Below are 12175 nucleotides of genomic sequence, written 5' to 3'. Positions count from 1 at the left end.
ATAAACGCTTAACGAAAGCAAAGGGAGAGTGCCAAAAAATGTCAGTGTCAAGCGGTGCCAGCACTTATATGATGTTTCGGATTCAAAATGATAAAGGACGAACCCCCCTCAGCGATATCGCTGCAATAATTGAAAAAACGAGCGGGGATATTGTGGGGATTGATGTCATCTCGTCCGATCACACGAGCACCATCCACGATATCGCTGTGAACGTATTCGATCAAGCACACAGCCAATTGATCAGCGAGTCGCTTCAAAAGCTAAGTGGTGTCAAAATGATTAACGTGTCAGACCGGACTTTCCTTGCACATTTGGGCGGGAAGATTGAAATTGCCTCTAAAATATCGGTGAAGAGCCGTGACGACTTGTCACGGGTGTATACCCCCGGTGTCGCCAGCGTATGTACGGCGATTGCGGAACAGCCGAGCAAAGCCTACTCACTGACGATCAAACGCAATACGATCGCGGTGGTTACCGATGGAACGGCCGTTCTGGGGCTTGGCGATATCGGACCCTTAGCGGCCATGCCAGTGATGGAAGGCAAGGCTATGTTGTTCAAGGAATTCGCAGACGTGGACGCTTTTCCGATTTGCCTGGACATGAAAGACCCTGACGAAATGGTCCGAACCATTAAGGCCATGGCTCCGGCATTCGGGGGCATTAATTTGGAGGATATTTCGGCACCGCGTTGCTTCGAAATTGAGGAGCGTTTGAGACGGGAGCTAGATATCCCGGTGTTTCACGATGACCAGCATGGAACAGCCGTCGCCCTGCTAGCGGGTTTGTTGAATGCACTCAAAATTACCGGCAAGCAAATGTCGGAGATTAAGGTCGTTGTCAACGGCATCGGCGCAGCGGGCATCGCTTGCTCGAAAATGTTGCTGTCCGCCGGTGTGAGGAATTTGATCGGGGTGGACCGTAATGGTGCTATTCATCGGAATACACATTACGACAATCCTCATTGGACCGCGTTTGCTCAGATGACGAATCCGAATCTGGAAGTCGGCAACTTGTCCGAAGTTATCAAGAATGCGGATGTTTTTATTGGCTTATCGGCTCCGAATATTCTAAAGGTGGATGACGTTCGTTCTATGGCGAAGGACCCAATCGTCTTTGCCATGGCGAACCCGATTCCGGAGATTGATCCGGAGTTGGCCAAACCTTACGTTAAGATCTTGGCAACCGGGAGGTCCGATGGTCACAATCAGATCAACAACGTGCTTTGCTTCCCGGGCATTTTCCGTGGCGCATTGGATTGCAGGGCGAGCGAAATCAACGAAGCCATGAAGCTTGCAGCCGCACAAGCGATCGCTTCCGTTGTCACAGATGACGAACTGAACGAAACATGTATTATTCCGAGCGTATTTAATCAGGAAGTGGTAAAAAAGGTTAGAGATGCCGTGATTGAAGCGGCGTATCGTACTGGGGTTGCACAAAAAGCATGAGAGATGAAAATTATGGATAAATCCGTGCATCGTAACGAATGTACCTACTGAGCAGTTGTCGCTGAGAGTTCCTCGGCGACAACTGTTTTTTAATGGTTCAGTTCTGAAAGTTGATGAATTTCCTCTAGAATGGGTCAAAAGCACTAGCTAAACACAATCACACGTAAATCATATATCTTTTGAAAATACTTAACAAGCCACATATACAAATTTTAAAGTTACAAGTTACAAATAAGAAACGAATAATCTTGGCAGGAAAAGGGTACATATGTTATAAGCGGGACTAGAATCCTTCGAGCGAATCTACGACAAGCATTGCAAATTCATCATAGTGTTAGAAGCTTTTTAAACAAAGGTACACCGTTTTTGGAGAAGCAACAGGCAGTCTGCTCATAGTGTGGCAGAGATAAGCTGAGTAACGGAGCGGGCAGATGGATTTCGGAGAAGCGATAGCGCTACAGCCATCAGAGAAACCATGTGTTCGAGCAGTGCGCCACACAGACCAGCAGTCATGAATTACATCCATTTTACACAAGGAGGAGGAACCGATATGAAAATTATTATTACGCAAAAGGAAGCCGCCGACAAAGGAATCTGGACAGAGATTATGGGAATGTTCGCTGTAACCAAAGAGGACGAGGTATGGCAAAATGAAGAGTTTATTCTCACCGAAGAACAGGCACGTCAGGTCGGATTGATCAAATAGTGAGGCGTAAATAGGATATGTAAGCAAGTTTTAAGACCAAGTCTTAAAAAATCGTAACTTCTTTTTACGTATCTGATACACTTTTTAACCTTACAACGTTTATAGTAAGTGCATAAGGGTAATGAAGCTTACAGACACCGTGTACATACCCTAACGGTAAGGAGAGATCAGACATGATGAAACTAGCTTCGAAATGGACCGTATTGGCTTTAATGATGATGCTGATTACGACGGCAGGGGCGACAGCACAAGGCTACACGCCAGTAGCACCTGCTGAAAATCAGGAGACCGTTTATATAAACCAAATGGAGATCCGTAACGGACAAATCTATTTGTCGGCTGACCCGATTGAATGGTATGAAGGTGCGGCAGCAGATAAGGCATTTTTGGAGCATGAAGGAAACACAGGGTTGGACGGAGCACCGGATGGCTACTATATCGTGAATAATTCCGTGCAAAATGACGTGTACCAGGTTGCGCCAGATGCTTCGGTAGAGGTGCAAATTTACGATCATACAGGTCATATAGAAGATACAGATGTGAAATGGAACGAATCGATCCCTCTGGCACAGTTTGAAAAAGATTTTGCCAAAAAAGATGTACTGGATCTCAGCCAATTTCCATACCATGTGACGTTGCGTGACGGTAAGGTCGTTAAAATCGTGCAGCAGTTCATTCCTTAACATACAAGGTATTGCATAACAAACACGTGCTTTTCACTTGATTCATATCAGGGAAGCACGTGTTTTTTCATACGCTATAACAAAAAAGAGGATATCCATCCCAAATAGGGGCGGATATCCTCTTTTGTTCATATATATGGATTTAGAAGGATTTTGCAGCTTCTGTTGCACTTTGTACAGCAGCTTCAACAATGGCTTGTGCTTGATCTGGAGCTTGGTTATGTCCTTCCAGTACAACCTTCACGATGTCTTTCACACCGAAGAAGGATAAGATGTTACTCATGAAGTTCAAAGACATTTCGGCAGCAGCAGCAGGGCCTTCGGAGTATACGCCGCCTCTTGCATTCAACAGGGCTACTTTAGTTTCAGTTACGAGACCAACTGGACCCTCAGCAGTGTATTTGAATGTTTTACCAGCTTGGTTCAAGTAGTCAATGTACGTATGCAGGACAGCTGGAATCGTCATGTTCCAAAGCGGGAAAGCGAATACGACTTTGTCTGCTGCCAGGAATTGATCAAGGTAGCCGTTAGCTACGCCCGCCAGACGAGCTTCTTCAGCGTTCAGCTCCAAGCCTCTAGCGGATTTGAACGTGCCGTTAATCATGTTGGCGTTCAAATAAGGAAGCTCGACGGAGAACAGGTCCAGTTCAGTGATTTCATCGGATGGATGGGAAGCTTTGTAGCTTTCCACGAAGGCGTTATACAATTTAACGGTTGCGGATTCTTCGGCTGTACGATCATTAGCTTTGACAAATAATACTTTAGACATGATTTATTTCCCCCTAAGTAAGTTCAGTAAGTAAGTTACCTCGTAATATTACAATATAAAGATAATATCTGTCAACACTTCTATATTAAATTTACTTTGAAAAGCTACTTTATTTTTTACACTGTAAAATTTATGTGTTTCTTTTGCAAAATATCTGTTTTGCGGTAAAATTTAAATATGAGCCGATTAGAAGAATGGATTCAATAGGCGGAAAATGAAATTACCATGTAGTCAGCAGAATAGGTACAACAGATGAACGAAAAAAGGTGAGTAGCTTGAAGATTGGTTTTTTTGATTCAGGATTGGGTGGAATTACGGTATTATCTGAGGCGTTAAGACGGCTGCCAAACGAAAATTTTGTATACTTGGCGGATACGCTTCATGTTCCTTACGGGACGAAAACACCGCAAGAGGTATGCGGATACGTCAAGGCTTCGGTACAAACTATTTTAAAAGAGGACGTTAAAGCGCTGGTCATTGCCTGCAATACAGCCACGAGTATCGCGGTTGCGGAGCTGAGAAACGAATACCAGATTCCGATCATTGGCATGGAGCCGGCCGTGAAGCCTGCGGTAGAGATGAATCGAGCGAATGGTAAAAGAGTGCTGGTGTTAGCCACGCCGTTGACATTAAAGCAATCCGGTTATGCAGCACTGGTGTCCAGAGTTGATGATCATGGAAGTGTGGATTCGTTGCCTTTGCCTGAGCTGGTGCATTATTGTGAGCAGTTAAATTTTGACCGGACAGAAATGGCCGAATATTTTAACTGTAAGCTGGCTGCGTTCGATCTGGACTTATACGGTACGGTCGTTTTGGGATGTACCCACTATCCTTTTTATAAAGAGATCTTGAAGGGGCTGCTTCCTTCCCATATTCAGCTAATCGACGGAAGTCAGGGAACAGTCAGACGGCTAAAACAGGTGTTGTCTGATCGCAATTTGCTGGCATCTCCGGCAAAAGCAGGTCAATCGCAGGAGGGACACATTACGTTCCTGTGTACCAGTCAGGATGCGGACTATGTCCATAAAATGGAGCGTGCGCTTGAAATTTATGCGGAGCATGAGAAGATTTCTTTTTAAAGTAGATGCGGCTGGCGAACGGATTGAGTCAAAGCGATGAATTCCAGCGCCAGTCGCGTAGCAGATTAAAGACATGGAGGGGCCTTTTGATGGACGTTCAACTGATCCTAAAGGAGCTTCATGAAGTAGGTGTACTTGAAGGTCATATGCAAGAATTCAAGCCCTTGACTGGAGGAACTTCAAGCGAAGTGATTGCCGTCATGGACGGAGCCAAGCCACGATATGTGATCAAACAGAATGATCCGGTTATTGTAGAAGCGGAAGCGGAATTTTTACATACCTATTCACAGATTTCGTGTTTGCCGAAAATGGCACTTTAACGGGCATTATTGATCCTGATCCGGTGGTAGGAGAACCGTTATATGATCTGATATACGCCTTTTGCTCTTCACCGGACATGCTGACTGTCGATACGATTTTGCCAGCGGTAGAGAAGCTTGAGCCAGGAATGACAGGGAGTTACGAGCTGAACACGGAGGTGCTACAGGGATTATATTATCGAATAGCTACCTGCATTCGGCATCATCCAGAAAATCTCGATCAATATACAGAAGCGTGGACTTATTGGCTGAACAGGGTTCGCTGAAAGGAATAGGGAATATGAGTATACAAGGATGGAATCATATTTGCTTTTCAGTGTCAGATTTGGAGAAGTCGGTACATTTTTATCAAAATGTATTAGATGGAAAGCTGCTCGTCAAAGGACGTAAGTTGGCTTATCTGGACTGCCTGGGCATGTGGCTGGCTCTCAATGTGGAGGAGAATATCCCGAGAAATGAAATTCATCATTCCTATTCGCATATTGCATTTTCGGTAGCGGAAGCGGATTTTGAGGATATGCTTAACAAGCTGAGAGCTTTCAATGTCACAATTTTGCCCGGACGAGAGCGGAATGAACAGGACAAAAGGTCAGTCTATTTTACAGATCCGGACGGACATAAGTTTGAATTCCACACAGGACAATTGCAGGATCGCCTGGAATATTATAAAAATGAGAAAAAGCACATGACTTTTTATGATTGAGTAAGCGGTATCCATAATAATGTCTGAGTATATACAGGGTTCTCATCTGGGAGGAATACAGAAGTATGTCACTTTCGCAGGAAAGCGGCTCCAAGCAAGCACAAGTCGTGAGAACGATGACAGTTTTTGCAATCACTTGGCCGATCTTTATAGAAATGCTGTTTCATATTTTGATGGGCAGTGTGGATACATTCATGCTGAGTCATGTGTCGGACGAGGTTGTGTCGGCTGTAGGTGTGTCGAGACAGTTGATTGAATTTACGATTATTTTGTTCAATCTGCTTGGTCTTGGAGTCGGTGTCATCATCGCTCAACTATTGGGTGCACAAAAGCATGTGGATGCGAGCCGTGTTACGGCTTCGGTTCTGACCTTTAATCTGGTATTTGGTCTGGCGCTGAGTTTGATGTTTATCGTGAGTCGGGATTTGCTGCTGTCCTTTTACCATATTACCCCGACGATTAAGGAAAATGCCGAGATCTATATGATGCTGGCAGGGGGCTCGCTGTTTCTGGAAGCGCTAATGCTAACCGCAGGTCCGGTTATTCGTTCTCATGGTTTTACCAAAGACACGATGATCGTGGGCATTGGTATGAACATTTTGCATATTGTGGGGAATGCGCTGCTGATTTACGGCTGGTTGGGTCTGCCGCAAATGGGTGTGGCAGGAGCAGCGATTTCAACGGTGATTAGTCGTGTTGTAGCCTGTGTCTGGATTTTTATTCTGTTATACAAACGTGTAAGTGCGCCGATCCGTATCAAGTATTATGTACAGCTTCAATGGAGCAAGCTGGTGGCCATCCTGAAAATCGGCATTCCGGCTGGACTGGAATGGTTGTCTTATCAACTCAGCCAAATGATGGTGACCCGGTTTGTCAGCTTCATGGGGACAACGGCGATTGCTACTCATTTTTATACGAATACGATTGTGTACTTTTTTATGGTGTTCGGAATGGCAGTGGGTGAGGGGACGGAAATTATTGTTGCTCGCCTGATAGGTGCAGGAGATAAGGAAAAGGCGTATCACCAACTACTGCGCAGCCTGAAATGGTCACTGGTCATTACGATTGCGGTGATCGTGGTGGTATCCTTTTTCCGGTATGAAGTGATGGCGATCTTTACGGATGAGCCGGCGATTATTCAACTGGGAGCAGCGATTTTGCTGTTCTGTATATTGCTGGAGCCGGGCCGTGTGTTCAATCACGTCGTCATTAACTCCTTGCGGGCAGCAGGGGATGTACAGTTTCCGTTGATGATGGCGATCATCTCGATGTGGGGGATCAAAATTCCATTGGCATATGTGCTGGGTATTCATCTGGGATATGGTGTGCTTGGGGTGTGGATTGCGCATGCCTGCGATGAGTGGGTACGAGGCATTTTCCACTACCTGCGCTGGAAAGGTCGGAAGTGGCAGCACAAGTCACTATTGTCCAAGGCTGAACTTCAAGCGGATTCGTTGTCAGGCTGACGCTTGAAGTTGTAGTTTCTCAGGCATCTCTATACATAGGCATTCTCCATGGATATGGGGGGATGTCTATTTTTTTTACAAAAATAAGCAAAAGGGGGATGTTCAAACTTTTCAAAAATTGCTAGAATATAGTAACCTCGAAAGAGAGTTTCAGTAGAGGTTTTCTAAGTTTCGGTTTTGAAAGTTTTGGTTTTTGAAAGTTTCAAAGACGGATGGTTTCCGATTGAATCCATGAAGGAGGGAATAGGATGGAACGTAAAGTGCATATCATTCCTTACCAAGTGATCAAGCAGGAGCAACAGGTGAATGAAATACCGCGAGGTGTGGAGCTGATTCAGGCCCCTGCGGTGTGGCATCGAACCCGAGGCCAGGGAGTGAAGGTGGCTGTGCTGGATACGGGCTGTGATGCGGACCATCCTGATTTGAAGGAACGCATTATTGGTGGCCGGAACTTCACAGATGATGATGACAGTGATCCGAATATTTTCACGGATTACAACGGTCACGGTACGCATGTAGCAGGCACAATCGCGGCAGCAGAAAATGAGGATGGTGTGGTGGGTGTCGCCCCGGAGGCGGATTTGCTCATTATCAAGGTGCTGAACAAGCAAGGCTCCGGTCAATACGACTGGATCATTCAGGGAATTCATTATGCGATTGAACAAAAGGCAGACATCATTTCAATGTCGCTTGGTGGTCCCGAGGATGTGGCTGAGCTGCATGAAGCGGTGCAGAAGGCAGTGGCAAGTCAAATTTTGGTCGTCTGCGCAGCAGGTAATGAAGGAGACGGTGACGACAGAACGGACGAGCTGGGATATCCCGGCTGCTATAATGAGGTGATCAGTGTAGGTGCTGTGAACTTTGACAGACATGCTTCCGATTTCAGCAACTCCAATAATGAGGTAGATTTGGTTGCGCCGGGGGAAGATATTTTGTCTACTGTTCCGGGCGGCAAATATGCGACCTTCAGCGGTACTTCAATGGCTACCCCGCATGTAGCTGGGGCTTTGGCGCTGATTAAGCAGTTGGCGAACGCGAGCTTTGAACGGAATCTCACCGAGCCGGAGCTATACGCCCAACTGATCAAGCGCACCATTCCACTCGGCCATTCTGCTAAGCGGGAAGGCAACGGTCTGTTGTACTTGACGGCGGTTGAGGAGCTTTCCCGTATTTTCGACACTCAGCGTGTGGCAGGGATATTGAGGACAGGATCATTACATGTTAAATAAGCCGTAACTGCGGTTATATAGCGGTTCTCCTGAAGGGGGAGCTGCTTTTTTTGTGTTTCAGAATTAGATAAACCTTATTTACAGCGTGTTCAAATGTCGGGTAAGATGTATCTCAAAGATATGGGATGGATTATAAGCGGAGGAACTGATATGAACGATATTATTGCAAAAGCCAGCGAGCTAAGGCGCACAGGGCAGGCGGAGGAAGCGCGGAAGCTGTTATTGAAGGCATTGGAGCAGGAGCAGAATGATGCTGAGCTGTGGTATCAGACGGCTTGGACACATGATGCATTAGGATTGGAGAGGGAAGCAGTATCCTTTTACGAAAAAGGTCTGGGTATGGCGTTATCGGCAGAATCGAGGAAAGGGTCGATCCTGGGATTAGGCAGCACGTACCGTGTATTGGGAGAGTATGACAAGGCGAAAGCGTGGCTGGAAACAGGCATGAACGAGTTTTCGGATTACAGGCCGTTTCGCGTATTTTATGCGATGGTGTTATACAATCTTGGAGAACATGGGAAGGCCATGCAGGGCCTGTTAACGGAGCTGGCTGAAACGACCTCGGACTCACCAACACAAGCGTACTCACACGCGATTCAATATTATGCAGATAAGCTGGATCAGATTGAGACGTAAGTATGAAATGATGAGAAAAACAATAGATAATCATTATCGCGCATTTATTCGGAAGTGCATACTAAAAAAGATCGTAGCCGGAGAGCATCAAGTATCTCTTCCGGGCTGCGATCTTTGGTTTTTACTTGGGGTTGGCGGAGTGGCGCGTCATGTACATCTCCAGTTCAATTTATATAGACTGTACCTTGTTGAGTCATGCCCTGTGATTATTGCGCACCTTCAGTAATGGCGATTTCTTTCTCCAGATTTTCTCTGGACAGATTGGCGGTCAAATAATCTGGTGTTTCGGGTAGGACGAGGTGCAGATTGGATTTTTGACAAACACGAATTGTGCACTTGTCGACAACAAAATCAAAGACATGCCCGCCTCCGGTACGCTCGTCGTTAATAAAATGCAAATGGAACCCGGCCACTCCAATTCCTTGAGCATATGCAGGTGTCCAAAACCCGGTAATCACGCCGGAAGCGTCGTTAAAAGAGAAGGTGGGCTGTGATTTGGTCGCTTCGATAAAAGGTTTGTAAGGTTTCACTTGGTGAGGCACGGTACGTGTCTTCACTTCACGAAAAGTGCCATCCATACGGAAGGCGTAGAACAGATTACGGCTTGGAAACAGCTTTAGCAGCAGGGCTTCCAGCTCTTCACGATGCATGGGACGATCAATAGTATATGTGAAATCTTCACGGAAAAAGGTGACTGTGGAAAAGGGAGTTGTCTCTTCCGGTTTTACACGATGGGCCGTACCGTCTGGAAGCAAGTGATAAAACTCACCATCGAACGCAATCATCTCTCCATTCAGTTGATCAAAGGTACCGATCCCGAAATCCCCGTGCTTTTGCAGTTCCTTGAAGGAAACGACTCCGTCATAAAGACCATCCAATAAAGCGAGCATGGTGGACGTTTGGTAAATATCATGATCAGCTTCTTGCTTTGTTTCCAGTTCTGCAACGGTCATGGCAATACACTTCCTTTTGTGATTGGATACATTTATTTTCTTTCTTTTTCAATAATAAACGTAAAATTTCAGTAAATAACATGGATAACCCAAAAAACTCATAAAAAAACGTTAAACTCCATTCATTGTCACGAAGCCGTCACGATTGGGCAACTGTGAAGTCAGTTTAACTGATTGGGCAGCAGTTTACGTCCCAACTGGATATTATCCTGATAATCAATCGGAATATCGACGACCACGGGGCCATCGGTATGTAATGCCTGTTGCAATACGCTTTCCAGTTCTTCAGGGGAATACACGCGCAATCCGGTTGCCCCGAAGCTTTCGGCATATTTCACGACATCCACATCTCCGAATTCTACGCCGGACGTTCTGCCGTATTTAATCTGTTGCTGAAAAGCGACCATGTCGTAGGTACCGTCTCTCCATACAATATGCACAAGTGGGGAGTTGAGACGTACGGCAGTTTCAAGCTCCATGGATGAGAAAAGAAATCCTCCGTCGCCAGAAATGGAAACGACTTTTTGACCGGGATTGACTAGTGTGGCAGCAATGCCCCAGGGAAGAGCTACACCGAGCGTCTGCATTCCGTTACTGAACAGAAGGCGACGCGGCTCATAGGAGCGGAAATACCGGGCCATCCAAATGTAGTGTGAACCCACATCGCAGGTGACCGTGACGTTATCATCAATCAGGCTGCGCAGCGTACGAATGAATTGTAATGGATGAATCAGATAGTTGTGCTTGCGAACAGGAACGGCGGCTTGCTCGTTCAGCTCGTGACGAAGACGATTCAATTGGGCGCATGAGGCTTCAGACAGCTTTACTGTAGGCAATTCTTCTGCGAGACTGCGCACGATCAGGGCTATATTGCCGATCAGTTCGTAATCCGGTTGATAATCATGGTCAATATCCGCCTGATGATCATCGAGATGAATGAGGGTCCGGTTTGCAGGAATGTTCCAGTTTTTCGGATCGTATTCAATGGGGTCATAGCCGATAGTCAGCACCAGATCAGCGGCTCCAAGGAGCATGTCACCCGGCTGATTGTGGAACAGACCGACTCGGCCAAAATAATGATCCTCCAATTCGCGGGAAATGGCTCCGGCAGCCTGGAAAGTTTCGACGACAGGCAAATCCGTGTTCTGAATGAGTGCGCGAATAGATGCTGTAGCTTCGGGAGTGCTCGCTTTCATACCAAGCAAAAGAACAGGCAGCTTGGCTTGGCTGATTTGGTCTGCTACTTGTTTGATAAGTCCGGCTGGTGCAGTTCCAAGCTGTGGGAGGGACAGCTTCTCAATGGCGGTCACTTCGGATGACGAAGTCAACACGTCCTGAGGTAGACTGACGAAGGTTGCTCCAGGCTGTGCTGAGGTCGCAATCCGAAATGCGTTGGTAATGGCTTCTGGTATACTATCGGGATGCTCTACTTCCACACTGTATTTGGTGATAGGCTCGAATAACCCGGCGTTATCCATCGATTGGTGAGTGCGTTTCAAACGCTCGGATCTTGGAACTGCGCCAGCGAGAGCGACAACAGGATCACTTTCCGCATTAGCGGTGACAAGTCCTGTAGCCAAATTCGACGCACCGGGACCGGAGGTGACGAGACATACGCCCGGTTTACCAGTTAGGCGACCGACAGCGGCTGCCATAAAGGCGGCATTTTGCTCGTGACGGCATAGGATCAGTTCCGGGCCGCGCTCTTGAAGGACATCGAAAACCGAGTCAATCTTGGCACCTGGAATACCAAAAATATGCGTTACACCTTGTTTTATCAAGCAATCAACAACGAGGTCAGCTCCTTTCGTACCGGTTTTAGCATGGATAGTTTGCACTTTTGTGCTCAACGCGATCACCTCTTCATTGGATATGGTTATGAAATACTTTCAATGTAAAACATTGGTTGTATATGACAATTATAATACAATAACTGGTACTTTCAAGAGCAAAATTTTCTGAAAAAGAGCAAAAATATATAAAAACGTTTTCAAAGCGCGGTTTAAGAGGGAAAATAAAAGTGCGGAGATTTGGGAATAAAGAATTTTCAAACAACGCTCCATGCCCAAAAATAAGTGAGGGTCATTTTAATGAAAATGACAAGATGAAGGGGAAGAGGGAGTGTAAGTTGAAACGTTTCATATAGTCTGAAATAAAGCCGGACGAAGAAAACAGATCTGCAGAGG

General features: G+C 46.1%; 13 protein-coding genes. 10 read left to right on the top strand and 3 right to left on the bottom strand.

Translation table 11 applies throughout. The features are described 5' to 3' along the window. Positions 1–68: 68 nt before the first annotated feature. The 3 genes from ACQ4MX_RS02815 to ACQ4MX_RS02805 all read left to right on the top strand — a co-directional run bounded on the left by ACQ4MX_RS02815 (position 69) and on the right by ACQ4MX_RS02805 (position 2834). The gene (locus ACQ4MX_RS02815) at positions 69–1445 is read left to right on the top strand and encodes an NAD-dependent malic enzyme (RefSeq protein ID WP_431091241.1); all 1377 of its coding nucleotides are present in this window, start codon (positions 69–71) and stop codon (positions 1443–1445) included. Between the two features lie 550 nt (positions 1446–1995). After that, positions 1996–2151: a hypothetical protein gene (locus ACQ4MX_RS02810; RefSeq protein ID WP_170970838.1), complete on the top strand. Its 156-nt coding sequence runs from the start codon at positions 1996–1998 to the stop codon at positions 2149–2151. Positions 2152–2324: 173 nt separating this feature from the next. After that, positions 2325–2834, top strand: coding sequence for a hypothetical protein (locus ACQ4MX_RS02805; protein WP_431089236.1), 510 nt, complete (start codon positions 2325–2327; stop codon positions 2832–2834). Between the two features lie 142 nt (positions 2835–2976). On the opposite strand, the gene ACQ4MX_RS02800 is transcribed toward ACQ4MX_RS02805, so the two are convergent. After that, positions 2977–3603: an FMN-dependent NADH-azoreductase gene (locus ACQ4MX_RS02800; protein ID WP_137062865.1), complete on the bottom strand. Its 627-nt coding sequence runs from the start codon at positions 3601–3603 to the stop codon at positions 2977–2979. 275 nt (positions 3604–3878) lie between these two features. Here ACQ4MX_RS02800 and murI point away from each other — a divergent pair, with 275 nt between their 5' ends. The 7 genes from murI to ACQ4MX_RS02765 all read left to right on the top strand — a co-directional run bounded on the left by murI (position 3879) and on the right by ACQ4MX_RS02765 (position 9036). Continuing rightward, the gene (gene murI, locus ACQ4MX_RS02795; RefSeq protein WP_134909943.1) at positions 3879–4682 is read left to right on the top strand and encodes a glutamate racemase; all 804 of its coding nucleotides are present in this window, start codon (positions 3879–3881) and stop codon (positions 4680–4682) included. A gap of 89 nt (positions 4683–4771) precedes the next feature. Beyond that, entirely contained in the window at positions 4772–5002 is a 231-nt protein-coding gene (locus tag ACQ4MX_RS02790; protein WP_431089234.1) for a hypothetical protein, read from the top strand. Next, on the top strand, positions 4978–5268 hold the full coding sequence (locus tag ACQ4MX_RS02785; protein ID WP_431089232.1) for a hypothetical protein: 291 nt from the start codon (positions 4978–4980) through the stop codon (positions 5266–5268). The genes ACQ4MX_RS02790 and ACQ4MX_RS02785 overlap by 25 nt, the downstream gene beginning before the upstream one ends. Before the next feature lie 14 nt (positions 5269–5282). After that, complete coding sequence (gene fosB, locus ACQ4MX_RS02780; RefSeq protein WP_431089230.1) at positions 5283–5705, top strand: metallothiol transferase FosB; 423 nt, start codon at positions 5283–5285, stop codon at positions 5703–5705. Positions 5706–5770: 65 nt separating this feature from the next. Then, positions 5771–7171 carry an MATE family efflux transporter gene (locus ACQ4MX_RS02775; RefSeq protein WP_431089228.1) on the top strand — a complete coding sequence of 467 codons (1401 nt, stop codon included), beginning with the start codon at positions 5771–5773 and terminating at the stop codon, positions 7169–7171. A 248-nt stretch (positions 7172–7419) separates the two neighbouring features. Continuing rightward, positions 7420–8400, top strand: a complete 981-nt coding sequence (locus tag ACQ4MX_RS02770; protein WP_431089226.1) for a S8 family peptidase — start codon at positions 7420–7422, stop codon at positions 8398–8400. Between the two features lie 150 nt (positions 8401–8550). Next, entirely contained in the window at positions 8551–9036 is a 486-nt protein-coding gene (locus ACQ4MX_RS02765; protein ID WP_431089224.1) for a tetratricopeptide repeat protein, read from the top strand. A 206-nt stretch (positions 9037–9242) separates the two neighbouring features. Here the strand turns inward: ACQ4MX_RS02765 and budA are convergent, their stop codons facing one another. Beyond that, positions 9243–9989 (bottom strand): acetolactate decarboxylase, encoded by a 747-nt coding sequence (gene budA, locus ACQ4MX_RS02760; RefSeq protein ID WP_134909934.1) that lies wholly within the window; start codon positions 9987–9989, stop codon positions 9243–9245. Positions 9990–10150: 161 nt separating this feature from the next. Beyond that, positions 10151–11848 carry an acetolactate synthase AlsS gene (gene alsS, locus ACQ4MX_RS02755; protein WP_189338210.1) on the bottom strand — a complete coding sequence of 566 codons (1698 nt, stop codon included), beginning with the start codon at positions 11846–11848 and terminating at the stop codon, positions 10151–10153. Between the last annotated feature and the right edge of the window lie 327 nt (positions 11849–12175).

The organism is Paenibacillus sp. 8b26, from assembly GCF_050626875.1.
GTDB lineage: Bacteria > Bacillota > Bacilli > Paenibacillales > Paenibacillaceae > Paenibacillus.
The sequence above is the reverse complement of the archived record's forward strand: the minus strand, read 5'-3'. Positions and strand labels throughout refer to the sequence as shown.